This window comes from Roseococcus microcysteis (genome assembly GCF_014764365.1).
Taxonomy (GTDB): Bacteria; Pseudomonadota; Alphaproteobacteria; order Acetobacterales; family Acetobacteraceae; genus Roseococcus; species Roseococcus microcysteis.
This window is the reverse complement of sequence record NZ_CP061718.1, coordinates 3960952-3984399: the sequence shown is the minus strand read 5'-3', so window position 1 is coordinate 3984399 and position 23448 is coordinate 3960952. Positions and strand designations below refer to the sequence as shown.

Genomic DNA, 23448 nt, shown 5'->3' with positions numbered 1-23448 from the left:
GGCATGAACGCATCACTTCCCGCTCCCGCCCTGCGGCGCCCCCGTCCCAGCATCGCCATCATTGGCGCGGGGCCCGGGGGTCTCGCGGCGGCAATGCAATTGGCCGCCACCGGCGCCCGCGTGACCCTGTACGAAAAGGATGAGGTGGTGGGCGGGCGCACCCGTACCTTGACCTCGCCGGAAGGTTACAAGTTCGACCTGGGGCCGACCTTCTTTCTTTACCCGCGAATCCTGCGCGAAATCTTCACCGCCTGCGGCGCGGACTTGGATGACGAGATCGAACTCATCCAGCTCGACCCGCAATACCGGCTGATCTTCGAGGGCAAGCCCAACACCGTCCTGGACGCGACCGGCGACCTGGACCGGATGGAGGCCGCCATCGCCGCCATCGCGCCCCAGGACGCGCAGGGCGTGCGGCGCTTCATGGCGGACAATCGCTGGAAGCTCGATGCCTTCAAGCCGGTGCTGGAGCAGCCCTTCAGCACCGCCGCGCGCATGCTGGGCCGCGACGTGCTGGGCAGCCTGCCGCAGCTGCGCCCGCATCTGCAGGTGGATGACGACCTGAAGCGTTACTTCAGCGACCCGCGCATCCGCCTCGCCTTCAGCTTCCAGACCAAGTATCTGGGCATGTCGCCGTTCAAATGCCCCTCGATGTTCACCATCCTGAGCTTCCTGGAGTACGAATACGGCGTCTATCACCCGCGTGGCGGCTGCGGCGCGGTCAGTGACGCCATGGCCCGCGTGGCGGAGCGGCTGGGCGTCGAGATCAAGCTCAACACGCCCGTGGACCGGGTCACCTTCCAGGGCCGGCGCGCCACGGGCGTGGATGTGGGCGGGCAGCACATCCCGGCCGATGCCGTCGTCATCAATGGCGATTTCGCCCATGCGGTGCCGCGCTTGGTGCCCGACCGCATCCGCAAGGCCTGGTCCGACCGCAAGATCGAGCGCGCGCGCTATTCCTGCTCCACCTTCATGCTTTACCTCGGCATCGAGGGTGAGCTGCCGCAGCTCTCGCACCACAACGTCCTGCTGGCCGAGACCTATCAGGAGAACATCCGCCAGATCGAAAGCGGCGTGATCCCGGCGGTGCCGAGCCTCTATGTCCAGAACCCGACGGTGACGGACCCCTCGCTGGCACCCCCCGGCCATTCGGCCCTCTACATGCTGGTGCCCGTGCCCAACCTGCGCTTCGGCGCGGATTGGCAGAAGGAGGCCAAGCCCTTCCGCGACCTGGCCATCAAGCGGCTGGAGACGCTGGGCATCCATGACCTCGAATCCCGCATCCGGTATGAGCGGGTGGTCTCGCCCCAGGGCTGGCAGGATGATTTCTCGGTGGGCTATGGCGCCACCTTCAACCTCAGCCACGACCTGATGCAGATGCTGAGCTTCCGGCCACGCAACCGCTTCAACGACACCGAGGGCCTCTACCTCGTGGGCGGCGGCACGCATCCGGGCTCGGGCCTGCCCGTGATCTATGAGGGGGCGCGCATCACCACGCGCCTCATCCAGGAAGATTTGGCGCTGGCGGCCGGCAAACGGCCCGCCGCCCTGGCGCCGCAAGGAGCGAACACATGACCACCTCCCATGTCGTCGTGGTGGGGGCGGGGCTGGGCGGCCTCGCCGCCGCCGTCACCGCGGCCGCGCGCGGCCACCGCGTGACGCTGCTGGACAAGAACCCCTGGCTCGGCGGCAAGGCGGCGCAGCTTTTCCTGGACGCGCCCGATGGCAGCGGGTCCTTCCGCTTCGACATGGGCCCGACCATCCTGACCGTGCCGCGCGTGCTGCGCCGGGTCATCGCGGAGGCGGGGCGCGACCCGAACACGGAAATCCCGCTGATCCGCCTCGACCCGCAATGGCGCTGCTTCTTCGAGGACGGCACCCGCATCGACCTGATGGAGAATGTGGACGCCATGGCCCAGGCCATGGACCGCTTCGCCCCCGGCAAGGGGCTGGGGGAGGGCTACCGGAAGTTCCAGGACGTGGCCAAGCACCTCCATGGCGTCTCCGAAAAATTCTTCTTCTGGAAATCCGTCGAGGGCATTGGCGACACGCTGGACCTCAAGGCCAATTTCAGCCCCTCCACCCTGCGCGACGTGCTCTCGCTGCGCATGGGCCAGACGGTGGCCAAGGTCATCCGCGGCCATGTGCCGGATGAACGCCTGGCGCAGATGCTGGACCATTTCTGCCAGTATGTCGGCTCCAACCCCTATCTGGCGCCGGCCGTCCTCTCTTCCATCGGCGACATGCAGGCGAGCGAGGGCGTGTGGTACCCGGTGGGCGGCACGCGCGCCGTGGCCGAGGGGCTGGCGCGGCTGGCGGGCGAGCTGGGCGCGGACCTCCGCCCCAACAGCGACGTGACGGGCTTCGACATCGAGAACGGCAAGGTCGTCGCCGTGAAGCTCGCCTCCGGCGAGCGCATCGCCTGTGACGCCGTCATCTCCAACATGGACGCCATCCGCACCTACAAGGAGCTGGTGGGCGGCGCGCCGGGCGAGAGCTACGGCAAGAAGGGCTATGAGCCGGCCTGCTCGGGCGTGGTGCTCTATCTCGGCCTGAACAAGCGCTATGACCACCTGGCGCATCACTGCTTCGTCTTCTCGCGCGACGCGGAGGAGGAGTTCGACGCCATCTACAAGAAGGGCGAACCGGCACCGGACCCCACGGCCTACCTCGCCGCGACCTCCGCCACCGACCCGAGCAGCGCGCCGGAGGGTGGCGAGGCGCTCTATGTCCTGGTGCACACGCCCTATATGCGGCCGCACCATGACTGGAACCAGCTCTTCCCCGGCTATCGCCAGAAGATCCTGGACAAGCTGAAGCGCACCGCCGCGATGCCCGACATCGAGGAGCGCATTGTGGTCGAGCACCGGCTCACGCCGGTGGACATCCATGAGCGCTACCGCGTGCTGAACGGGGCCATCTATGGGCTGGCCTCGCACGGGGCCTATATGGGCGCCTTCAAGCCGGGCAACCGCTCGCGCGCGGTGAAGGGCCTGTATCTCGCCGGCGGTGCCGCGCATCCGGGCCCCGGCATGCCCATGGTGATGATGTCGGGCTGGATCGCGGCGGACAGCCTGGACCGCGACCTGGGCGGCCGCGGCATGTCGCCCGAGGCGGAGCTGGCGGGCCGGCGCGAGGCCGAGCTGCTGGGCGCCTGACCGCCATGGCGGCGGAAGACGTGTCTCCCGTCGCCCTGCGCTCCGAGCGCATGATGGCCTTCTTCCAGGTGGCCTTCACGCGCACCTTCCAGGGCAGTTTCACCGCGCTGCGGGTGGCGAAATGGGGGCTGCCCCAGGTGCCGCCCGGGCGGCCCGCCATCATCCTGATGAACCATCCCGGCTGGTGGGATGGCGTGCTGATCCTGCTGATGATGCGGCGCTTCTTCCTGGAACGCCCCGGCTTCACGCCCATTGATGCGGCGGCGCTGGAAAAGTACCGCTTCATGAAGCGCCTCGGCGTCTTCGGCATCGAGCAGGGCACGGCGCGCGGCGCGGTGCGCTTCCTTCAGACCGCGAAGACCGTGCTGGAAGACCCCCGCCACATGCTCTGGATGAACGCGCCAGGCCGCTTCGCCGATGTGCGCGAACGCCCGGTGCCGCTCGCGCCCGGTGTCACGCGCCTGGCCGAGATCGCGCCCGATGCGCTCATCATCCCCCAGGCCATGGAATACCTGCACTGGAGCGAGAAGCGCGGCGAGGCGCTGATCGCCTTCGGGCCCCCGCTCGATGCGCGCGAATTGCTGGCCATGGACCGCGACGCCCGCACCGAGCACATTCGCGCCGCCTGCACCGCCGTGATGGACCGCCTGGCCGAGGACGCCATCAGCCGCGACCCTTCCCGGTTCGAGATCGCCGTCGAAGGCCGGAAAGGCATGGGCGGCCTCTACGGGACTTGGCAATATGCGCGCGCGCTGCTGCGGGGGCAGCGCCACGATCCGCGGCACGAGACACGCGGGCAAACGGGAGCCTGAAGGTCCATGGAGTTCGCCCACATCGCCCTGGCGCTGGCGTTGATGCCGGTCATCTTCGGCATCATCAACCTGCGGCTGATGCCGCGCCTTTCCGGAAAACCTCCGGCGGGCACCAAGGTCTCCATCCTCATTCCCGCGCGCAACGAGGAAGGCAACATCGCCACCTGCCTCGACGCCGCCCTGGCCTCCACTGGCTGCGAGGTCGAGGTGGTGGTGATGGATGATGGCAGCACCGACCGCACGGCCGAGATCGTGGCCGCCTATGCGGCGCGCGACGCCCGCGTGCGGCTGGTGGCCGCGCCCTCCCTGCCGCCGGGCTGGACGGGCAAGGTGCATGCCTGCGCCCGGCTGGCGGAGGCCGCGACGGGCACGCATCTCCTCTTCATTGACGCCGATGTGCGCCTGGCCCCGCACGCCGCGGCGGCCATGGCCGCGCACAGCGCGGCGAAGAACATCGCCCTCATCAGCGGCGTGCCGCGGCAGGAGATGAAGACGATCGGCGAGGGGCTGACCGTGCCCTTCATCAACTTCCTGCTGATCTGCTATCTGCCCTTCGGCGGCCGGGCCATCCAGCGCAAGCCCTCCCTCGCCGCCGCCTGCGGGCAGCTCATCCTGGTCGAGCGCCGAGCCTATGAGGGCACGGGCGGCCACACCACCATCAAGGGCGTGCTGCACGACGCCATCGCGCTGGCCCGCCTCTTCCGCGAGCGCGGCCATGACACCGAGATCGTGGACGGCGCGCCGCTCGCCACCTGCCGCATGTATGAGGGCTTCGCCCATGCCTGGGGCGGCTTCATCAAGAACGCGCGCGAGGGCATGGCCACCCCGATCGGCCTGCCCGTCTGGACGGTGCTGCTGGCGGGCGCCCATCTGTGGCCCTGGGCGCTGCTGCCGGGCTGGGAGGCGGCCATCACCATCCTGCTGATGTTCGCGCTGCGCGCCGCCGTCACCTGGCGCACCGGTGAACCCTGGTGGACCGTGCCGCTGCACCCGCTGACGGTGCTGGTGGCGCTGGCCATCCAGTGGACGGCGCTGGTGCGTTCCGCTTTGGGGCTCAAGGCGGGCTGGAAAGGTCGCGCCTATACCGCCACAAAGGGGGCATGACGGACGTCAAGGCCCCGGGCGCGCCCAACCGCGACCACGATACGGAGAACTTCCCCACCGCCTCGCTGATCCTGGCGAAGGGGGTGCGCGGGAAGGTCATGGCCTTCTACCGCTTCGTCCGCACGGCGGATGACATCGCGGACAGCGAAAGCCTCACCCCGGACGAGAAGCTCGCCCGCCTCAACGCCATGGAGGCGGCGCTGGACGATCCGCGGACGCCCCTGCCCGAGGCGGCGCGGCTGCATGCGGAGGGGGTGGGGGTGGAGGAAGCGCGGCTCATGCTGTCGGCCTTCCGCCAGGATTCCCGGCAGGCCCGCTACGCGGATTGGGACGCGCTGCTGGACTACTGCACCCGCAGCGCCGACCCCGTGGGCCGCATGCTGCTGCGCCTGCATGGCAGCGACACGCCCGAATCGCGCGCCAGCGCCGATGCCCTCTGCACCGCGCTGCAGATCCTGAACCACCTCCAGGATTTGGTGCCCGACCGCGCGAAGCTCGACCGCGTCTATGTGCCGCAAAGCTGGATGGCGCTGGCGGGCGGCGAGGAGGCCTTCTTCACCCCCGGCAACGCGAAGCGGCGCGAGGTGCTGGACGCCATGCTGGACCGGGTGGAGGAACAGCTCGACCGCGCCCAGGCCCTGCCGCGCCTGGTGGCCTCGCGGCGGTTGGCCATCCAGTCCGCCATGACCATCGGCCTCGCGCGGCGGCTGCTGGCAAGGCTGCGCGCCGCCGACCCGGTGCTGGGGCGGGTGGCGCTGGGCAAGCTCGACTTCGCAGGCGAACTCCTGGCCGCCCCCCTGCCCGGCCCGCATGATCCGGACCTGACGGCCAGCCGCGTGAAGCGCGCCGGTTCCTCCTTCGCGCGCGGCATGGCGACGCTGAAGGGCGAGCGGCGGCGCGCCCTCTGGGCCGTCTATGCCTTCTGCCGCGCGGTGGACGACATCGCGGACGGCGCCATGCCGGAGACGGAGAAGCGCCGCTTCCTGGCCGATTGGCGCGGCAAGCTGACGGCGCCCGATTGCGTCATCTCGCGCGAACTGCACCTCGCGCGCATCGGCTTCGACGTGCCGCTGGCGGAATACGAGGCCATGATCGCGGGCATGGAGACGGACGCCGCGGACCATTTGCGCCTGCCGGACGAAGCGGCGCTCGACCTCTATTGCCGCCGCGTCGCCGGCAGCGTGGGCGCGATGAGCGTGCGCATCTTCGGCGACCCGGGCGCGGAGCAATGGGGGCTCGACCTCGGCCACACCTTCCAGCTGACCAACATCCTGCGCGACGTGGACGAGGATGCGGCGCGCGAACGGGTCTACATCCCCCGCAGCCTGCTCGACGCCGCGGGCATCCCGGAAGGGCCGGCGCGGTCCATCGTGGCGCACCCGGCCTTTCCCGGCATCTGCGAGCGCCTGGCCGAACAGGCCCGCCAGGGCTTCGCCCGCGCCGAGGCGGAACTGCCGCGCCACGACATCCGCGCCCTGCACCCGGCACGGGTGATGATGATGGCCTATCGGCGCATCCTCGACATCATGATCGCGCGCGGCTTCGCGGGGGCACGGCCGCGCGCGCGCCTCTCCCGCCGCGAGAAGATCGAGATGGCGGCCTTCGCGCTCGGGCTGCGCGGCGCATGATCCATGTGGTGGGGGCGGGTGTGGCGGGGCTGGTCGCGGCCCTCGCTTTGGCCCGCGCGGGGCGCGAGGTCACGCTGCACGAAGCGACACCCGGCGCCGGCGGCCGCGCCCGAGCCCTGCCCGACGGCACCGACAACGGCACCCATGCGCTGATCGGCGCGAACCGCGTGGCGCTGGGCTTCCTCGACGAGATCGGCGCACGCGAAGGCTGGATCGAACCCGAACCCGACGGCCTGCCTGTGCTGGACCTCGCGGATGGGTCCGCGCGGCTGGTGGCGCTCTCGCCGCTCGGCTGGTGGCGGGCGGACCGGCGGCCGGCGGGCGTCTCGGCCGGCGCCGTGGCGGCGATGATGCGGATGGCCATCCCGGTGCCCGACCGCACCATCGGCGAGGCCATGGCCGCGCACCCCGATTTCCTGCGCGGCTTCGTGGACCCGCTGACCATCGCGGCGCTCAACACCCCGGCGCAGGAGGCCTCCTCCCGCCGCATGGGCCAGGTGCTGCGGCGGCTGGGCGCGCCGGGCGCCACGCGGCTGTTCGTGGCGCGCCGCGGGCTGGGGCCCGATCTGGTGGAGCCGGCGCTGGACGCCATCACGAAGGCCGGAGGGCGCTATGTGCCCGACAACCGGCTGCGCCGACTGGACCAGTCGGGCGGCCGCGCCACGGCGCTGCATTTCCACGAGGACAGCATCCCCCTCGGCGCCCAGGACCGCGTGGTGCTGGCCCTGCCCCCCTGGGAGGCCACGCGCCTGCTGACCCATGTGGACGCGCCCCAGGCCCATGCCCCCATCGTGAACCTGCATTTCGCCCGCACGGGGCCGGGGCCGGTGCGGTTCATCGGGCTGCTGGGCGCGCTCTGCCAATGGATCCTGGTGCGGCCGGAAGGCGTCTCCGTCACCGTCAGCGCGGGCGATGCCGAGGCGGGCGAGGAGGCGGAGACGCTCGCCGCCCGCGCCTGGACGGAAATCCTGCGCGCGGCGATGGCGTTCCGACTGCCGGGCGACTGGCCCATGGCGACGCCCCCCTGCCGCGTGGTGAAGGAACGCCGCGCCACGCCCCGCCAACGCCCCGGCGCCATCCCGCGCCCGAAGCGGCTGCATCTGACGAACCTGGCGCTGGCCGGCGACTGGACCTGGCCGCATTTGCCCGCGACCATCGAAGCCGCGGCGTGTTCGGGCCGGGCGGCGGCGCGCGCCATCGGCTAGCATTCACCGCAACCCACGCGCCTACCGGGTGTTGAGAGCGCACAACAACCGGAGCGACATCATATGCGAGCGAGTTTCCTCCTGGGCGCGGGCCTGGCCGTGCTGGGCGTGGTGCTCTTCATCATCGGCCTGAACGCGACCCAGGCCCCCATGGAGCAGGTGGTCGAGACCTTCACCGGTCGCTACACCGACCAGACCATGTGGTACATGATCGCGGGTGGCGTGGTGTTCCTGGGTGGTTGCGTGCTGGCCCTGCGCGGCGCGCGGTAAACCTGCGCGTGCGGGTATGCCGGGCTTCCCAAGCCCGGCGCCCTCCCCTACCCATCGGGGCGCATGACGCCCGCCCAAGCCCTCGCCGCCCTGCGCGCCGCCGAAGCCGAGGACGGCGCGCCCGGCCTCGACCAGCGCCGCGCCTTCCTCGATGCCCTGTCCCGCGCGGTCCTGTCCCGCGCCGCCGCCATCGCCGACGCCGCCCATGCGGATTTCGGCGCCCGCAGCGCCGAGGACACGCTGCTGGCCGATGTGAAGATCATCGCCGACGCCGCGGCGCATCTGCGCCGGAACCTGCCCCGCTGGATGCGCCCCGCGCGCGCGCCCGTACCCTTCCCCTTCCAGCCCGCCCGCGCCTGGACGGAATGCGTGCCGAAGGGCGTGGTGGGCATCATGTCGCCCTGGAACTACCCGGTTCAGTTGGCCTTGCTGCCGGCGCTGGACGCCATCGCCGCCGGCAACCGGGTGGTGCTGAAGCCATCCGAGCACACGCCGCGCTGCGCCGCGCTTCTGACCGAAGTGATCGCCGAGGCGCTCGGCCCACGCATGGGCCTCGTGGTGGAGGGCGGGCCCGAGGTAGCGCGCGACTTCGCCGCCACCCCCTGGGACCACCTGGTCTTCACCGGTGGCACCGAGACGGGCCGCAAGGTCATGGCCGCCGCCGCGCAGCACCTCACACCGCTGACGCTGGAACTGGGGGGGAAATGCCCAGCCCTGGTGCTTCCGGGGGCCGACCTCGCCCGCGCCGCGCGGGACATCCTGGTGGCCAAGGCGGTGAATGCGGGCCAGACCTGCATCGCGCCCGACACCGTTCTGCTGGTGCGCCACAGGGCCGCGGATTTCAGCCGCGCGGCCCAGGAAGCGGGCGTGGGGCCGACGGGCACGCGGGTCATCAACATCACGCAACAGGCGCGGCTGGACCGCATCGTGGGCGCGGCCGGCATCGAGTGGCTGGCGCCGGAGGGGATCGGCCTCGCACCCGCCACGGACGATCTGGCGCGGGAGGAGATTTTCGGGCCGGTCCTCGCGCTGGAGGAATGCCCGGACCTCGCCGCCGCGCTGGACTGGGTGCGGTCGCGGCCGCATCCCCTCGCCATCTACCTCTTCGGCGCCACGCGCGCGGAAGAGGATGCGGTGGCCGCCGGCACGCGCTCGGGCGCCATCGTCACGGGGCGCGCGCTGGAATACGCGGCCATCACGGCCCTGCCCTTCGGGGGGTTGGCGAATCGGGATTTGGGCGGCGCAATGGGGAGGCGGGCTTCCGCGAATTCTCCAACCTGCGTGCGCGCGTGCGGCATGGGCGCTGGAGCTTGGCCCGGCTTTTCGACAGGCCGCACAGTGGCTTGGCCAAGAAACTCATTCGCCGGCTCGTGGGGCTTCCGCCACAGTAACTTTTTTCTCCACCGCGCGTTAAGCGCGTGTTTTCCCCCATGGAATCCCGCAAGGGTTGTGATTATGCTCGGGGAACCTTCTGGCGGAGCAACAAAAAGTGGCCGTCCATCTGCATGCCAAAATGGCTGGACCGGCACCGGGCATCGAGGCGTTTTCGCGCCGCGCGGCCCTCGGCGGAATGCTCGCGGCCGTCGCGGCACCCGCCCAAGCCTCGCATGGCGGGATGGACCTGGAGGCGGATTGGTTCGCCTTCGCCCGGCGCTTCCTGCATCCTTCGGGGCGTATCCTCGACACGGGAAACGGCCATGTCTCGCACAGCGAGGGCCAGGGCTATGCCCTGCTCGCCGCCGTCCGCGCCCATGACCAGCGCAGCTTCGACCAGATCCTGAACTGGACGGTCGAGGCGTTGCGCCGGCCGGATGACAGCCTGCTGGCCTGGCGCTGGCGCCCCGGCACGGATGTGCCGGTGAACGACATGAACAACGCCACCGATGGCGACATCTTCGTCGCCTGGGCACTGGCCATCGCGGGCGACAAGTGGCGGGTTCCGCGCTACCGCGCGCGCGCCACGCAGATGGCGCGCGACATCCTGCGCCGCTGCGTCACGCAGGTGGGCCGGCGCGCGGTGCTGCTGCCCGGCGCCTACGGGTTCCGCAACGAGCAACGGGTGGTCCTGAACCTGTCCTACTACACCCTGCCCGCCCTGCGGGCCCTCTCCTTCCTGGCGCCCGACCCCGCCTGGCGGCGCGTCGAGACGGATTTCCTGCCCATCATCCGCGAGGCGCGCTTCGGCCAATGGGGGCTGCCGCCCGACTGGCTGGAACTGCCGGCCAGCGGCGAGGGCCAGGGAATCCCGGCGCGGGGCTGGCCCGGCCGCTTCTCCTTCGACGCCGTGCGCATCCCGCTGAACCTCTGCTGGTCCGGGCTGCACCAGAAGGCGGCGGTGGCGGCGGCGCGGCGCTTCTGGCTGGAGCAGCCCCATGGCGTGATGCCGGCCTGGGTGGATCTGCAGACCGGCCTGCAGGCGCCCTTCGCCGCGCCCAGCGGCGTGCGCGCGGTGGCGCGGCTGGCCGAGGCGGCGCAGCGTGGTCATGGCCGGCCGGAGGACATGCCGCGGGTCGAGGACGCGCCGGACTATTACGCCGCCGCCCTTACCCTGCTCTCGCGCATCGCCTGGCACGACCTGTCGCTGGGCCTGTCCTCGACCGAGAACGGAGACCCTACTCGCCGCGCCGGCTGAGGCCTATGTCGCGCCACGCCATGCGGGAGAGCAGCACGAGCCCCGCCGCCTCCTCGTCCTCGGCGTCGGAGAGCACGGGCAGGCTGTCCATCGTGCCCCGGCCAAGCGAGGCGGCCTCGGCCAGCCGCGCCACGGCGCGCAGCCCGGCATGGCCGGGGGTGGGCGCCACGCGGCCCTCGCGCAGGTCGGCCCAGGCGGGAATGTCGCCCTGCCCTTCCCAGAAGGCCAGCGCCGCCGCGACCGGCGGGTCGCGTCCCAGCCCGACCCAGCACAGATGCAGCACCGCCCCGGCCGCGATGGCCGAAAAGCGGGGCGGCCAACCCGTGGCCAGGGCGAGGCGCGCATTGGAGCGGTCCAGCTCCAGCCAGTCCGGCAGAAGCAGCCAGGGGCCGAAGCGCGCCCGGCGGATGAGGGCGAGCGCCTCCGCCCGCACATACTCCCAGCGCCGGTCGGGCGCGGCCTGGGCCAGGGCGGGAAAGGCGGGCAGAACCAGGCTGCCCGGGCTCAGCACCCCGCGCCGCGCGTTGAAGAAGCCGCCGGCGGCGGGCAGCAGCAGGGGTGCATCGCCAGGCAGCAGGCAGCGCGCCAGGATGTCCTGCGCCATGGCCTGGCCCTGCCGGCGCAGATCGGCCCGGCGCCAGCGCTCGCCCGCCTGGACCAGCGCCCAGGCGGCCATCAGGTCGGCATGGGTGGAGTTGTTGGAATCGGTGGACCCCTCCTCGCGCCGCCAGGCCCAGAGGTGGTCATCCGGCCGGCGCAGCGTGGCGAGGGACCAGGAGAGGATGCGCTCGAAGCGCGGCAGGTCGTTCGCGTGCAGCGCGGCCAGCAGGCCCACGGCCTGGAAGCCGGATTCCGTGGCCTCGGGGCGGCTGGCCGGGACCATGCGCCCCTCGGCGGCAAGGAAACGGCCGCGCAGCCAGTCCCAATCCGCCTCCGGCCCCGTGGCATGCGCGGCCTGGGCGGCGCCGGCCCCCAGCAGCGGCAGCAGCACCGGCAGGCCACGTCGCTTCAGGGGGTGGCCGGCCATGGACCGTCAGGCCGTCCCGAACTTCTCGACCAGTTCGGTGATCTGGGCGGGGTCGCTCTGCTCCATCACGCGGCGGGCGAAGCGGGCGCAGTCGTCAATGTTCAGCGCGCGCACCGCCTGCTTCACCCGGGGAATGGCGCTGGCGTTCATGGAGAGCGAGCGCAGGCCAAGCCCCAGCAGCAGCGGCACCAGGCGCGGATTGCCCGCCATCTCGCCACAGACCGAGACCGGCATGCGCAGGCGCAGCGCGGCCTCGATGGCGAACTGCATCAGGCGCAGCACGGCCGGGTGCAGCGGGTCGTAGAGATGCGCCACGTCAATCTCGGCGCGGTCCACGGCCAGCGTGTACATGGCGAGGTCATTGGTGCCGATGGCGAAGAAATCCGCCTCCAGCGCGATGGCGTCGGCGGCGAGCGCGGCGCCCGGCGTCTCGATCATCGCACCCAGCGGGGGCAGCTTGTCGGGCAGGGATTCCCCGCGGCGGCGCAGGCGGCGGGCGACGCGCTCGTAGATCTCGCGCGCCTCCGCCACCTCGGCCGGGATGGTCACCATGGGCAGCAGCACGCGCACATTGCCGAGGTTGGACACGCGCAGGATGGCGGCGAACTGCTCCTCCAGCAGCTCCGGATGCTTCAGCAGCATGCGGATGCCGCGCAGCCCCAGCGCGGGGTTGGGGCCGACCGCCATGGGCACGGTTTCGGCCAGGGCCTCGATCTCCTTCTCGCCGCCCCAGTCGAGGACGCGGATGGTGACGGGGTCATGGCCCATCGCCTCCACGATCATGCGGTAGACCGAGACCTGGGCGTCCTCGTCCGGCAGATCCTTGCGGTTCATGAAAAGGAACTCGGTCCGCAGCAGGCCGATGCCCTGGGCGCCGGCGTGGTCCAGCAGGGGAAGCTCGGCCGGGATTTCGAGATTGGCCTGCAGCTCCACGATCTGCCCGTCGAGCGTCTCGGCCGGCAGGCGGCGGAGCTTGCCGAGCCGCGTGCGTTCCTTGGCCTGGGCGGCCAGGCCCTCCTTGGCGGTGGCGAGCGTCGCGGCGGAGGGGTGCAGCGCGATGAAGCCCCCCGCCCCGTCCACCACGGCCTGGTCGCCCCGCTTGGCCGCGGCCGTCAGCCCATGGCAGCCGATGACGGCGGGGATGCCCAGCGCGCGCAGCATGATGGCGGTGTGGCCATCGGCGCCCCCTTCCTCGGTGCAGACGGCGGCGATGCGGCCGGGCTCCAGCAGGGCGGCGTCGGCGGGGGTGAGTTCCTCGGCCACCAGGATGGCGCCGACCGGCACGCCCTTGAGGCTGCGGAAGGGTGTCGCGGTGAGGTTGCGAATGAGGCGGCGGGCAATCTCGCGCACCTCGCCGGCGCGGCGGTTCAGCCCGGCCTTGTCGTCGTCCTTGGCGGCCAGGATGGCGGCGGCGATGGAATCGGCCTCGTCATGCACGGCGGTCTCGGCGGCCAGCAGCTCGTCGCCGATGCGCTTGCGCGCGCCGCGCAGCAGGCGCGAATTTCCCAGCATGAGGATATAGGCGTCGAGCAGGGGTTCGAGTTCCTCCTGCGCCTCCTCGGGCAGGACGGCCAGGCGGCCCTTGAGCTTGGCGACCTGCTTGCGCGACTGCGCCGCGGCCTCCGACAGGCGGGTGCGCTCTGCATCGGCCTCGGCCTCGGTGATGGCGCGGCGGGGGGTCTCGGCCACCTCCTCCGAGGTGTCATAGACGGCGCCGATCGCGATGCCGGACGAGACGGGAATGCCCGTCAGCCGCTGTTCCGCGGCGGTGGCGGGCGCGGCGGCGCGGGGGGAGCGGCGGCGCTCCTCCTGGCGGGGCGCCTCGGGCTTGGCGGGGCCCTCGGGCTTCACCGGGGGGCCGGCATCACGCGAAGTCGCCATGGGGGGGCCGCCATGGCGGCGCTCAGTCCTCATGGAAACCGGCCTCGATCAGGCCCGCGACGGCGTCCAGCGCCTCGCGCGCGTCCCAGCCCTCGGCCTCGACCAGCACTTCGCTGCCCTGGCCGGCGCCCAGCATCATCAGCCCCATGATGGAGCAGGCGGGCACCGTCTGGCCGGCGCGGCTGACATTGACGCAGGCCGAGAAACGCTCGGCCAGGGCCACCAGCTTGGCGGCGGCGCGGGCGTGCAGGCCACGGCTGTTGGGGATGGTGATGGTACGGCGCAGCACCATGCCGCCGGAGGGGTCGCAGCCGCAGGGGCCTGGCTCGGCCGGGGTCATGGTGATGGGGGGTTGGGGCACGGCGGCACCATCCTCGGAAGGCCATTCATTCATCCGACGTTCCCATTCCCTGTGGCTTTTAGATGGCCATTTGTGGTTGAGCCCGAAAGATCGGACTGGCTCGCGATGTATTTTCGCCCGGCCTTGGTCGCGTGGTCCACCGCCTCCGCCAGCGGCTCGGTGCCGCGGATCTTGGCGAGCTTGACCAGGAGGGGAAGGTTCACCCCCGCGATCACCTCCACCTTCCGTTGCTCGGCCAGCGAGAGGGCGAGGTTGGAGGGCGTGCCGCCCGCGATGTCGGTCAGCAGCACCACGCCATCGCCCTGGTCCACCTCCGCGATGCGGCCGCGGATGTCCGCGCGCCGCCCCTCCATGTCGTCCTCAGGGCCGATGCAGACGGTGGCGACGGCGTTCTGCGGGCCGACCACATGCTCCATCGCATGGCGCAGCTCCAGCGCGAGCCGCCCATGGGTGACGATGACAAGGCCGATCATTGCGGTTCGACGGGGTAAAGGGGCATCTGGGGGGTATGTGTCTTCGGGTCTTCTAGGGGGGCGGGGTTGGGGGGACTATTCCCCGGGACATCGGTGCCGCGCGCCGCCGGATGTTCCATAGCACGAATGCCCCCCAGTTCACGATGCGCGAGATCAACACGCCAGCCCTGCCGGCTGAGATGGTCCGCAAGCCGTTCCGCCATGTGGACCGAGCGGTGCCTGCCCCCGGAACAGCCCAGCGCGATGGTGAGGTATTTCTTTCCCTCAGCCACATAGCGGGGCAGCAACGGCTCCAGGAAACCGGTCAGCCGCGACCAGAACCCCGCATAGGCCTCGTCCGCCTGGACATAGGCGGCGACCTCGGGGTCCTGCCCGGTCCGGGGGCGCAACGCGTCCACGTAATGCGGGTTGCGGAGGAAGCGCAGGTCAAAGACGAGGTCGGCCTCGCGCGGCAATCCCTTGGGGTAGGCAAAGGACTGCACCAGGATGTTCAGCCCCGGCGCCCCGGGCGCGCGGAAGCGGGCCTCGATGAGGCGGCGGAGTTCCGGCAAAGGCAGGTCGGTCGTGTCCATCACCAGGTCGGCGGCCTCGCGCAGGGGGGCCAGCAGCGCGGCCTCGCGCGCGATGCCCTCCTGCACGCCGCCCTTGCCGGTGGCCAGCGGATGGCGGCGGCGCGTCTCGGTGTAGCGGCGCAGCAGCACCGCCTCCTCCGCCGTGGCGAAGACCAGGGTGAGGTCGAGGCCCGGGCGCGCACGCAGCCGCCCGATGGCGGCCACCACCTGCTCCGCGTCGAAGCCCCGGCTGCGGATGTCCACGCACGCCGCCAGGGGCGCCGTGCTGCCGGCGACCAAGCTGTCCAGGATGGCGAGAGGCGGGTTGTCCACCGTCTCATGCCCCAGATCCTCCAGCACGCGCAGGATGGAGGATTTTCCCGCGCCGGAGAGGCCCGTCACCAGCACCAGGACGGGTTTCGCATCCGTGCTCACGCGGTGAAGGCCCCGGCCGTCAGGCGCAGGCGGCCGGCCAGCACGTCCAGGGCGCGCTTCAGCAGCTCGGGCGCGGAGGGCGCGCGCCCGTCCAGGCGCAACAGGGGAATGGCATGGCCGAGCGCGGTCCAGCTTGCGGGTTCGGGCAGGCGGGGCACGGCCTCGCGCGCCACCAGTTCGACCGCCAGGGCAAGGCGCGCGCGCACCCAGGGCAGGCCTTCGAGCAGCCCGAGCCCCCGCACCTCCAGCCGCCCGGCCAGGGCGGTGGGCGGGGCCGCCATCAGCGCCGCGCCGTGCATGGACATCTCGACTTGATCATCCGCCACCAAGAGCGCCCCCTGCCCCAGCAGGCGCAGCGCCAGATCCGACTTGCCGCCGCCTGGGGGGCCAGCAACAAAATGCCCGCCCCGTCCAGCGCCACGCAGCTTCCGTGCAGGAGCATCCCGGCTGCCCGTCACTTGTGAATAAACGGTTTATGGCAGCATTGGGGCCGGGACGGAAGCGGCACCGCCGGGCGGCTTGCACGGTGCGCGCGGGCGTGGTCTGCCGGGGAGATGACCCCCACGCCCGACGACATCAAGGCCGCTGCCCGCCGCATCGCGGGCGATGTGCGGCGCACCCCGGTGATGGAACTGGACCTCGGTCCGCGCGTGACGCTGAAGCTGGAGCAGTTGCAGGTGACCGGCAGCTTCAAGCCACGCGGCGCCTTCAACGCCATGCGCGCCCGCCCGCCCGGCCCGGCGGGGGTGGTGGCGGCCTCGGGCGGCAACCATGGCGCGGCGGTGGCCGCCGCCGCCCAGGCGCTGGGACTTCCGGCCGAAATCTTCGTCCCCGAGATCACGGCCGAGGCCAAGCGCGCGCGCATCCAGGGCTTCGGCGCGCGTCTGGTGGTGGGGGGTGCGGCCTATGACCAGGCGCGCGAGGCCAGCGAAGCCCGCGCGGCCGAGACCGGCGCGTTGCTCATCCACGCCTATGACCAGCCGGAGGTCCTGGCCGGCCAGGGCACGGTGGCGGCGGAATGGTCGGAGCAATCGCCGGAACTCACTCATCTTCTGGTCGCGGTGGGTGGTGGCGGGCTGATCGGCGGCATGGCGGCCTGGCACCTGGCCACGGGCGTCACACTGGTGGCCGTGGAGCCCGAGGGCTGCGCCTGCCTGCACGCGGCACTGGCCGCCGGGCGCCCCGTGCCCGCCCCGGTGGGCGGCGCGGCGGCGGACAGCCTGGGCGCGCGCCAGGTGGGGGCCCTGATGTTCCCGCTGGCGGCGCATCTGCACGGGGCGGGACGGCTGGTGCCGACGCTGGTCACCGATGCCGCCATCCGCGAGGCGCAGCTTCGCCTGTGGAACGATGCGCGGGTGGTGGCCGAGCCGGGCGGGGCGACGGCGCTGGCCGCCTTGCTCTCCGGCCGCTGGGTGCCGCCGGCCGGTGCCCGGGTGGGCGTGCTGGTCTGCGGCGCGAACACCGACCCCGGAACCCTGTTGGGCGACTGATTCACCCCTCCGGCGTTCCGCCTCCGCGGATCAGGCGCTGGCTGGGCGGCTGATTCACCGCTCCGGCGTTCCGCCTCCGCGGATCAGGCGCTGGCTGGGCGACTGATTCACCGCTCCGGCGTTCCGCCTCCGCGGATCAGGCGCTGGCTGGGCGGCTGATTCACCGCTCCGGCGTTCCGCCTCCGCGGATCAGGCGCTGGCTGGGCGACTGATTCACCGCTCCGGCGTTCCGCCTCCGCGGATCAGGCGCTGGCCTCACCGCGGCGCCGGATAGACCCTGGGGAAGGTGATCTGGTCAGGCGGCCCCGGCGGGCGCGGTGGCCCGGCGCGGCCGCAGGCGGCCAGGATGGGCGCCGCCAGCGCCAGCACCAGCAGGGTCAGAACGGCTCGCTTCATCCCAGACGCTCCTGCCATTCGCGCGCCATGGCGCGCACATTGTCGGGCGCCGTGCCGCCATGGCTGCGGCGCGAGGCCACCGAGGCCGCGGGCGACAGCACGCCGAACACACCCTCATGGATGCGCGGCTCGATCTCGCGCATCTCCATGATGGTCAGGCCCGAGAGGTCCACGCCCATGCCCTCCGCCTTGGAGACAAGGCGCCCCGTGACGTGGTGGGCGTCGCGGAAGGGCAGCTTCAATTCGCGCACCAGCCAGTCGGCGAGGTCGGTGGCCGTGGAGAAGCCCGCCCCGGCGGCGGTCGCCATCCGCGGGATGTTGGGCTGCATGTCCCGCACCATGGCGGCGGTCGCGGCGAGGCAGAGGGTAAGGCTCTCGGCCGCGTCGAAGACGCCTTCCTTGTCCTCCTGCAAATCCTTCGCATAGGTCAGGGCCAGGCCCTTCACCACCGTCAGCAGGCCGATCAGCGCGCCATTGATGCGGCCGGTCTTGCCGCGCACCAGCTCCGCCGCGTCCGGGTTGCGCTTCTGCGGCATGATGGAGCTGCCGGTGGTCAGATTGTCCGGCAGGGTCACGAAGCCGAAGGCGGGGTTGGTCCAGATGACGATCTCTTCCGCAAGGCGCGACAGATGCGTGGCGCAGATGGCGCAGGCGGCCAGGAATTCCATGGCGAAGTCGCGGCTGCCCACCCCGTCCAGGCTGTTGCGGGTGGGCTGGTCGAAGCCCAGCGCCTTCGCCGTGGCGTGGCGATCAATGGGGAAGCCCGTGCCGCACATGGCGGCCGAGCCCAGCGGGCATTCGTTCAGCCGCGCCCGCGCATCCAGCATCCGCCCCCGGTCGCGCCACAGCATCTCGGCATAGGCCAGCAGGTGGTGGCCGAAGGTGGTGGGCTGGGCCGGCTGGAGGTGGGTGTAGCCGGGCATGATGGTGCCAGCATGTTCCTCGGCGCGGCGGACGAAGACGCGGATCAGTTCCAGCTGCTGCGCCGCCAGCCCATCCATGGCATCGCGCACCCAGAGGCGGAAATCGGTCGCCACCTGGTCGTTTCGGCTGCGGGCCGTGTGCAGGCGCTTGCCGGCCTCGCCGATGCGGTCGGTCAGCCGGGCCTCGATGTTCATGTGGACATCTTCCAGCGCCTCGGACCATTCGAAGCGCCCGGCCTCGATCTCGGCGGCGATGTCGGCGAGGCCTTTCTGGATGGCGGCCTCGTCCTCGCTGGAAATGATGCCCACATGCGCCAACATGGCGGCATGGGCGAGGCTTCCCCGGATGTCCTGGCGCCACATCTTGGCATCGAAGCCGATCGAGGCATTGATGGCCTGCATGATGGCGGAGGGGCCTTCGGCGAAGCGCCCGCCCCATTGCTGGTTGGTTCCGGTTTGGTTGGGAATGGACAAGGGAGTGCCGCTTTCGTGCTGATGCGTCGTCGCCAGATGGGCCTGGCCCTTGTTGCCCCCGCGATCCTGCCCGCGCAAGCGGCACTTGCCCAACACAGCCAGACCGGCATCGAGCGGCTGCGCGAGGAAAGCCGCCCTGCCCCGGCCGTGAGCTTCACCGATGCGGAAGGGCGGCCCCATTCCTTCACCGATTTCGCCGGCCAGGGGCTGGTGGTGAACTTCTGGGCGACCTGGTGCCCGCCCTGCGTGGCCGAGATGCCCGCGCTGGACCGGCTCGCCGGCATCGTGGCGGAGGAGCGCATCAAGGTCCTCGCCCTCTCCTCCGACCGGGGCGGGCGCGAGGTGGTGCAGGCCTTCTACGAACGGCTGGGGCTGCAACGGTTGGCCATCTGGCTCGACCCCCGCGGGGCGGCCACGCGGGGTGCCGGCGCGCGCGGCCTTCCCACCACCCTGCTGATTGACCGCGACGGCATGGAGCGCGGGCGCCTTACCGGCGAGGCGGTGTGGGACGCGCCGCCGCTGGTCGAGGCGGTGCGGCGGCTGACCTCGCCGGTCGCCGCGGGCTGAAACAGGGTCAGTGGTCGCTTTCCAGCCGCCGCTTGCGCAGGTTCAGCCAGACCAGCGCGGCGATGAGAGGCACCAGCGCCGCGATGATGATCTCGGCCGTAGTGCCCACCTGGCCCCAGAAAGGCAGCGGCTTGATGAGGTAGCCGATCACGGTCAGCAGGTAATAGGTGATGCCGGCGACGGAGAGCCCCTCCACCGTCTGTTGCAGGCGTAGCTGCGCGCGGCCGGTGGCGGCGAGTGTGGCCAATTGCTTTTCCGCCTGTTCCTCCTGCGCCACGGCGACCCGGGCGCGCAGCAGTTCCACCAGCCGCGCGCCGCGCAGCGACAGCGCGCTGATGCGCGCGCCCGTGGCCGAGACGGTCGCCATGGCGGGCTCCAGGCGCCGGTCCAGGAAGCGGCTCAGCGTCGGGATGCCGTGCAGCGGGACCTCGCCCAGTTCGGACAGGCGGCGCAGCACCAGGCGGTGATAGGCGGCACTGGCGGAGAAACGCTCGGAGGTGTCGGCGCTGGCGCGCTCGATCTCGCCGGCCACCTCGGTCAGCTCCTCCAGCGTGGCGCGTTCGGTCGAGAGATCATGCAAGGCGGGCAATTGCGCCGAGATGCGCGCGAATTGCGCCGAGGCGTTGGACAGCACCGCCCCCACCCCGCGCGCGGCCGGCAGGGCCAGCAGGGCCATGGCGCGGTAGGTCTCGATCTCCCACAACAGCTGGGCGAGGCGCCCGGCCAGGATGGGGTTGGGCGCGCCCGCCAGCAGGATGCGCGTGAAGCCGTCCGGGTGCAGGCGGAAATCGGTGAAGACCATGGCCACCTGCTCGGCCACGGCGGCCCCCGCGATGCTGTCGGTGACGAAGCCGCAGGCCTCCACCTTGGCGTCCACCAGCGCGATATGGGTGGCGGCGATGGCCTGGCCCGGCAGCTTCGCCAGCCAGTCGGGCGGCAGATGCGCGATGGCGGGGCGGGCGAAGGGGTGCTCCGGATCGGCGCCGGGGGCCAGGAAGTTCCAGCCGGTGAATTCCGTGTGGCGCTCGAAGCGCAGGCGGAAGGCGCCGAAATCCGCCAGGAACCAGGAGGCGCCAGGCCGCGGCGGCACCACCCCGTGCCGGGCGCAGAGGGCCGCCAGGTGCGCGTCCTCCGCCTCGCGGTCGGGGTTGGCCATGGCCAGCCGCGACAGCCGCGCCGGCAGCTCGATCGGGATCGCCGGCCGGGCATGGAGTTCGCCCGCCAGCGCCTCGCGCTGCGGATGGGTGGGGAAGGTCATCGGGGCAAACCTAACGTGGCGCGGGCGCCGGGGGAATGACGATGTCACGGCGCTGGGCAAGCCGCGCCGCCCATGGAAGATTGGCCCCATGCAGATTCGCGACATCACCGAGGCCGACCTGCCCGCCCTTCTGGCCCTGAACAACAGCGAGGCCGAGGCGGTGAACGAAATGACTCTCGACGCCTTCGAGGGCAGGCTCCGCAACGCCTATGCCGCCCGCATGACGGCGGATGGCACGGGTTTCCTGCTGGCCTTCGACCACGCGACGCCGCCCCAGGGCCCCAACCACGCCTGGTTCACCGCGCGGGAGAGCTATTTCGCCTATGTGGACCGCGTGGTGGTGGCACCCGCCGCGCGTGGCAAGGGTGTCGCGAGTGCGCTGTATGAGGACCTCGCCGCCATCGCGCGGGCCGACAAGATCGCGCTGCTGGTCTGCGAGGTGAACCTCGAACCGCTGAACGAAATCAGCATGGCCTTCCATGAGCGGCGGGGCTTCACCATCGCGGGCGAATCCCTCGACCACCGCTATGGCAAGCGGGTGAGGTATCTCCGCAAGGCCATTTAGGCCGGCGCGGCCGATTCACCGCTCCGGCCTTCGCCTCCGCGGATCAGACGCTAGTTCAGCTGCGCACCGGAAAGCCGCACCAGCTCGGCGTGGCGCGGGATTTCGGCGGCCAGGTAGTCGCGCAGCCGCTCGGGCGTGCCGCCGCCATCCAGCGCCATGCCCGCCGCCTCCAACCGCTGCCGCGCCCCGGCATCGGCCAGGATTTCGTTCGCCAGCGTGTTGAGCCGCGCCACCAGCGCCGGCTCCGCGCCGCGCGGCAGCATCAGGCAGAACCAGGTGCCGAAGGCGAGGCCTGGCATGCCCAGCTCCGTCGCCGTCGGCACGTCGGGCAGTTGCGGCACGCGCGTCTCGGACAGCACGGCCAGCGCCCGCACCCGGCCCGAGGTCACCAGCGGCTGCGCGCCGGTGACGAGGTTGAACATGGACTGGATGCGGCCCGAGAGCAGGTCCGTCACCGCCGCCGCCGGCGCGGTGTAGGGCACATGGGTCAGCCGCGTGTCGGTGCGCGAGGCGAACAGCTCCGCCGCCAGGTGCATGGAGGAGCCATTGCCCGTGGTGCCATGGTTGATGGCGCCGGGGTTGGCGCGGGCGTAATCGCGGAATTCAGCCAGGCTGCGCGCCGGGAAGTCGTTGTTCACGATCAGGATGTTGGGCACGCTGCCCAGCAGGATCACGGGCGTGAAGTCGGTCTGCGGGTTGAAGGGCATGTCGCGGTAGAGGGCGGGGTTGGTCGCCATCGTGCCCGCCCAGGTCCAGAGCAGGGTGTAGCCATCGGGCGCGGCGCGGGCGGCGAGGTTCGCGCCCACATTGCCCGCGGCACCCCCGCGATTCTCGATGACCACAGGCTGGGTCAGGCGCTTTTCCATCTCATTGGCGAAGATGCGCGCCAGCGTGTCCGCCGTGCCGCCGCCGCCCGGCGCCGGCACGATGATGCGGATGGGGCGGGAGGGCCAGGCGCCGCCTTGCGCCAAAGCCGGGGTGGCGGCCAGCGCGGGAGGGGCGACCAGCAGCGCGCGACGGGAAAGGGCCAAGGCTGTTCTCCTGTGTCCAGGTCAAGACTAGGGAAACTTTCCCCGACCGTCCAAGCTCCTTCCCCAACATGGAGGCTGAGGCATGCGGCTGGCGATTCTGGGGGCTGGGGCGGTGGGGCCGGCGGCGGCGGCGCTGGCGGCCTCGCGCGCGCATGAGGTGGCGCTGTGGTCGCCCTCGGGCGCGGGCACGCGCGGGCTGGGGCCGCTGCTGCACAGCGAGGGGGCACTGACGGGAAGCTGGCCCGTCCGCGTGGCGGCCACCCTGCCCGAGGCGCTGGAGGGCGTCGAGGCCGCGCTGCTGGCCGTGCCGGCCTATGCCTTCCCGGGTGTGCTGCCGCGCATCGCGGCGGTGCTGCCGGCGGGCGTGACGCTGCTGGTCTCGCCCGCCGCCTCGCTGGCGCCGCTGGCCTTCGACGCGCTCTGGGCCTCCGTGGCGGGGCCGCGCCGCGCGCCTGTGGGGGCGCTGGCCACCACCCCCTGCACGGCGCGGCGCATCGGGCCCGACCGGGTGCGCGTCATCGGGTTGCGGGCGGCGGTGGATGTGGCCGCCCTCCCCGCCGCGGCCGCGCCCGAGGTGGCGGCGCTGGCGCACAGCGTGTTCGGCCATGAATGCCCCCTGGCGCCCGATGCGCTGCAACCCGCCCTGGCCAATGCCAACCCCATCATCCATGCGGCCCTGGCGCTGGCCAATGTCTCGCGCATCGAGCGGGGCGAGACCTGGCCGCAATACGGGATGATGACCGAGGCGACCTGCCGCCTGATGGAGGCGCTGGCCGGGGAACGCGCGGCGCTCGCCGCCGCCTTTGGCCATGCCGTGCCGGACCTCGATGAATCGCTGCACCGGGCCTCCGCCGTGCCGCGCGGCCCGCTGCACGAGATGGGCGCCGCCATCCAGGCCAAGGGCGCCACGGTGAACGGCCCGGCCAGCATGGACACCCGCTATGTGACGGAGGACGTGCCCTATGGCCTCGCATTCTACACCGCGCTGGCCGAGGCGACGGGTGTCGCGATGCCGCGCACCCGCGCCACCATCGCGGTGATGGAGGCGCTGTGGGGGATGGAACTCTCCTCCAACCCACTGCTGGCGGGGCTCGATCTGCACGGGATCGGCGCGTCGCTGCGCGAGGGCTACGGCCGCGCCGGCTGAATTTCGCAACCCTGGGGCGCGCGGGGTGTTCCCCTCCTGCAACCCGCGCCGCGTGGCGCG

General features: G+C 71.8%; 22 protein-coding genes and 1 pseudogene. 13 read left to right on the top strand and 10 right to left on the bottom strand.

Annotation, left to right across the window (positions count from 1 at the left end; translation table 11 throughout):
- The first annotated feature begins 3 nt into the window (after nt 1-3).
- The 9 genes and pseudogenes from crtI (at nt 4) to ICW72_RS20870 (ending at nt 10809) form a co-directional block, all read left to right on the top strand.
- Nucleotides 4-1575 carry a phytoene desaturase family protein gene (crtI, locus tag ICW72_RS19310; protein ID WP_191084149.1) on the top strand — a complete coding sequence of 524 codons (1572 nt, stop codon included), beginning with the start codon at nt 4-6 and terminating at the stop codon, nt 1573-1575.
- Nucleotides 1572-3158, top strand: coding sequence for a phytoene desaturase family protein (locus ICW72_RS19305; protein WP_191084148.1), 1587 nt, complete (start codon nt 1572-1574; stop codon nt 3156-3158). Before crtI ends, ICW72_RS19305 begins: the two co-directional genes overlap by 4 nt.
- A gap of 5 nt (nt 3159-3163) precedes the next feature.
- Complete coding sequence (locus ICW72_RS19300) at nt 3164-3970, top strand: lysophospholipid acyltransferase family protein (RefSeq protein ID WP_191084147.1); 807 nt, start codon at nt 3164-3166, stop codon at nt 3968-3970.
- 6 nt (nt 3971-3976) lie between these two features.
- Nucleotides 3977-5074, top strand: coding sequence for a glycosyltransferase (locus tag ICW72_RS19295; RefSeq protein ID WP_191084146.1), 1098 nt, complete (start codon nt 3977-3979; stop codon nt 5072-5074).
- Nucleotides 5071-6702: a squalene/phytoene synthase family protein gene (locus tag ICW72_RS19290; RefSeq protein WP_191084145.1), complete on the top strand. Its 1632-nt coding sequence runs from the start codon at nt 5071-5073 to the stop codon at nt 6700-6702. Before ICW72_RS19295 ends, ICW72_RS19290 begins: the two co-directional genes overlap by 4 nt.
- On the top strand, nt 6699-7907 hold the full coding sequence (locus ICW72_RS19285; protein WP_191084144.1) for an FAD-dependent oxidoreductase: 1209 nt from the start codon (nt 6699-6701) through the stop codon (nt 7905-7907). The genes ICW72_RS19290 and ICW72_RS19285 overlap by 4 nt, the downstream gene beginning before the upstream one ends.
- A gap of 63 nt (nt 7908-7970) precedes the next feature.
- Nucleotides 7971-8177, top strand: coding sequence for a DUF3185 family protein (locus ICW72_RS19280; RefSeq protein ID WP_191084143.1), 207 nt, complete (start codon nt 7971-7973; stop codon nt 8175-8177).
- A gap of 63 nt (nt 8178-8240) precedes the next feature.
- Nucleotides 8241-9422, top strand: a pseudogene (locus tag ICW72_RS19275) (aldehyde dehydrogenase family protein); the annotation flags it as partial.
- A 370-nt stretch (nt 9423-9792) separates the two neighbouring features.
- Nucleotides 9793-10809, top strand: coding sequence for a glycosyl hydrolase family 8 (locus tag ICW72_RS20870; RefSeq protein ID WP_232370751.1), 1017 nt, complete (start codon nt 9793-9795; stop codon nt 10807-10809).
- Here ICW72_RS20870 and ICW72_RS19270 read toward each other — a convergent pair.
- The 6 genes from ICW72_RS19270 to ICW72_RS19245 are packed head-to-tail and all read right to left on the bottom strand — an operon-like array spanning nt 10790 to nt 15995.
- Nucleotides 10790-11836, bottom strand: coding sequence for a glycosyl hydrolase family 8 (locus ICW72_RS19270; protein WP_191084141.1), 1047 nt, complete (start codon nt 11834-11836; stop codon nt 10790-10792). The two genes, ICW72_RS20870 and ICW72_RS19270, sit on opposite strands and share 20 nt — an antisense overlap.
- A gap of 6 nt (nt 11837-11842) precedes the next feature.
- Nucleotides 11843-13717, bottom strand: coding sequence for a phosphoenolpyruvate--protein phosphotransferase (gene ptsP / locus ICW72_RS19265; protein ID WP_191084140.1), 1875 nt, complete (start codon nt 13715-13717; stop codon nt 11843-11845).
- Nucleotides 13718-13739: 22 nt separating this feature from the next.
- Nucleotides 13740-14057, bottom strand: coding sequence for an HPr family phosphocarrier protein (locus tag ICW72_RS19260; protein ID WP_408639235.1), 318 nt, complete (start codon nt 14055-14057; stop codon nt 13740-13742).
- A 50-nt stretch (nt 14058-14107) separates the two neighbouring features.
- Nucleotides 14108-14551: a PTS sugar transporter subunit IIA gene (locus tag ICW72_RS19255; protein WP_191084138.1), complete on the bottom strand. Its 444-nt coding sequence runs from the start codon at nt 14549-14551 to the stop codon at nt 14108-14110.
- A complete protein-coding gene (gene rapZ / locus ICW72_RS19250) occupies nt 14548-15537 on the bottom strand; it encodes an RNase adapter RapZ (RefSeq protein WP_223880698.1) in 990 nt (329 codons plus the stop codon). Before rapZ ends, ICW72_RS19255 begins: the two co-directional genes overlap by 4 nt.
- Nucleotides 15534-15995 (bottom strand): HPr kinase/phosphorylase, encoded by a 462-nt coding sequence (locus tag ICW72_RS19245; protein WP_223880697.1) that lies wholly within the window; start codon nt 15993-15995, stop codon nt 15534-15536. The genes rapZ and ICW72_RS19245 overlap by 4 nt, the downstream gene beginning before the upstream one ends.
- 96 nt (nt 15996-16091) lie before the next feature.
- Here ICW72_RS19245 and ICW72_RS19240 point away from each other — a divergent pair, with 96 nt between their 5' ends.
- Entirely contained in the window at nt 16092-17027 is a 936-nt protein-coding gene (locus ICW72_RS19240) for a serine/threonine dehydratase (protein WP_191084137.1), read from the top strand.
- 255 nt (nt 17028-17282) lie between these two features.
- On the opposite strand, the gene ICW72_RS19235 is transcribed toward ICW72_RS19240, so the two are convergent.
- Nucleotides 17283-17423 carry a hypothetical protein gene (locus tag ICW72_RS19235; protein ID WP_184386437.1) on the bottom strand — a complete coding sequence of 47 codons (141 nt, stop codon included), beginning with the start codon at nt 17421-17423 and terminating at the stop codon, nt 17283-17285.
- Entirely contained in the window at nt 17420-18748 is a 1329-nt protein-coding gene (gene argH, locus ICW72_RS19230) for an argininosuccinate lyase (RefSeq protein ID WP_191086342.1), read from the bottom strand. The genes ICW72_RS19235 and argH overlap by 4 nt, the downstream gene beginning before the upstream one ends.
- Before the next feature lie 93 nt (nt 18749-18841).
- Between argH and ICW72_RS19225 the strand changes: the two genes are divergently transcribed.
- A complete protein-coding gene (locus ICW72_RS19225; RefSeq protein ID WP_223880695.1) occupies nt 18842-19387 on the top strand; it encodes a TlpA family protein disulfide reductase in 546 nt (181 codons plus the stop codon).
- 7 nt (nt 19388-19394) lie between these two features.
- Here the strand turns inward: ICW72_RS19225 and ICW72_RS19220 are convergent, their stop codons facing one another.
- Nucleotides 19395-20645 (bottom strand): DUF3422 family protein, encoded by a 1251-nt coding sequence (locus ICW72_RS19220; RefSeq protein WP_191084136.1) that lies wholly within the window; start codon nt 20643-20645, stop codon nt 19395-19397.
- An 88-nt stretch (nt 20646-20733) separates the two neighbouring features.
- Between ICW72_RS19220 and ICW72_RS19215 the strand changes: the two genes are divergently transcribed.
- Nucleotides 20734-21210, top strand: a complete 477-nt coding sequence (locus tag ICW72_RS19215) for a GNAT family N-acetyltransferase (protein WP_191084135.1) — start codon at nt 20734-20736, stop codon at nt 21208-21210.
- A gap of 50 nt (nt 21211-21260) precedes the next feature.
- Here the strand turns inward: ICW72_RS19215 and ICW72_RS19210 are convergent, their stop codons facing one another.
- Nucleotides 21261-22241 (bottom strand): Bug family tripartite tricarboxylate transporter substrate binding protein, encoded by a 981-nt coding sequence (locus ICW72_RS19210; protein ID WP_191084134.1) that lies wholly within the window; start codon nt 22239-22241, stop codon nt 21261-21263.
- 82 nt (nt 22242-22323) lie between these two features.
- Between ICW72_RS19210 and ICW72_RS19205 the strand changes: the two genes are divergently transcribed.
- Nucleotides 22324-23388, top strand: a complete 1065-nt coding sequence (locus ICW72_RS19205) for an NAD/NADP octopine/nopaline dehydrogenase family protein (RefSeq protein WP_191084133.1) — start codon at nt 22324-22326, stop codon at nt 23386-23388.
- Nucleotides 23389-23448: the final 60 nt, after the last annotated feature.

Bases quoted from the DNA above. Each gene is read 5' to 3' on its own strand.
- crtI (WP_191084149.1), top strand. From the start codon at position 4: ATGAACGCATCACTTCCCGCTCCCGCCCTGCGGCGCCCCCGTCCCAGC.
- ICW72_RS19305 (WP_191084148.1), top strand. From the start codon at position 1,572: ATGACCACCTCCCATGTCGTCGTGGTGGGGGCGGGGCTGGGCGGCCTC.
- ICW72_RS19300 (WP_191084147.1), top strand. From the start codon at position 3,164: ATGGCGGCGGAAGACGTGTCTCCCGTCGCCCTGCGCTCCGAGCGCATG.
- ICW72_RS19295 (WP_191084146.1), top strand. From the start codon at position 3,977: ATGGAGTTCGCCCACATCGCCCTGGCGCTGGCGTTGATGCCGGTCATC.
- ICW72_RS19290 (WP_191084145.1), top strand. From the start codon at position 5,071: ATGACGGACGTCAAGGCCCCGGGCGCGCCCAACCGCGACCACGATACG.
- ICW72_RS19285 (WP_191084144.1), top strand. From the start codon at position 6,699: ATGATCCATGTGGTGGGGGCGGGTGTGGCGGGGCTGGTCGCGGCCCTC.
- ICW72_RS19280 (WP_191084143.1), top strand. From the start codon at position 7,971: ATGCGAGCGAGTTTCCTCCTGGGCGCGGGCCTGGCCGTGCTGGGCGTG.
- ICW72_RS20870 (WP_232370751.1), top strand. From the start codon at position 9,793: ATGGACCTGGAGGCGGATTGGTTCGCCTTCGCCCGGCGCTTCCTGCAT.
- ICW72_RS19270 (WP_191084141.1), bottom strand. From the start codon at position 11,836: ATGGCCGGCCACCCCCTGAAGCGACGTGGCCTGCCGGTGCTGCTGCCG.
- ptsP (WP_191084140.1), bottom strand. From the start codon at position 13,717: ATGGCGACTTCGCGTGATGCCGGCCCCCCGGTGAAGCCCGAGGGCCCC.
- ICW72_RS19260 (WP_408639235.1), bottom strand. From the start codon at position 14,057: ATGACCCCGGCCGAGCCAGGCCCCTGCGGCTGCGACCCCTCCGGCGGC.
- ICW72_RS19255 (WP_191084138.1), bottom strand. From the start codon at position 14,551: ATGATCGGCCTTGTCATCGTCACCCATGGGCGGCTCGCGCTGGAGCTG.
- ICW72_RS19240 (WP_191084137.1), top strand. From the start codon at position 16,092: ATGACCCCCACGCCCGACGACATCAAGGCCGCTGCCCGCCGCATCGCG.
- ICW72_RS19235 (WP_184386437.1), bottom strand. From the start codon at position 17,423: ATGAAGCGAGCCGTTCTGACCCTGCTGGTGCTGGCGCTGGCGGCGCCC.
- argH (WP_191086342.1), bottom strand. From the start codon at position 18,748: ATGCAGGCCATCAATGCCTCGATCGGCTTCGATGCCAAGATGTGGCGC.
- ICW72_RS19225 (WP_223880695.1), top strand. From the start codon at position 18,842: ATGCGTCGTCGCCAGATGGGCCTGGCCCTTGTTGCCCCCGCGATCCTG.
- ICW72_RS19220 (WP_191084136.1), bottom strand. From the start codon at position 20,645: ATGACCTTCCCCACCCATCCGCAGCGCGAGGCGCTGGCGGGCGAACTC.
- ICW72_RS19215 (WP_191084135.1), top strand. From the start codon at position 20,734: ATGCAGATTCGCGACATCACCGAGGCCGACCTGCCCGCCCTTCTGGCC.
- ICW72_RS19205 (WP_191084133.1), top strand. From the start codon at position 22,324: ATGCGGCTGGCGATTCTGGGGGCTGGGGCGGTGGGGCCGGCGGCGGCG.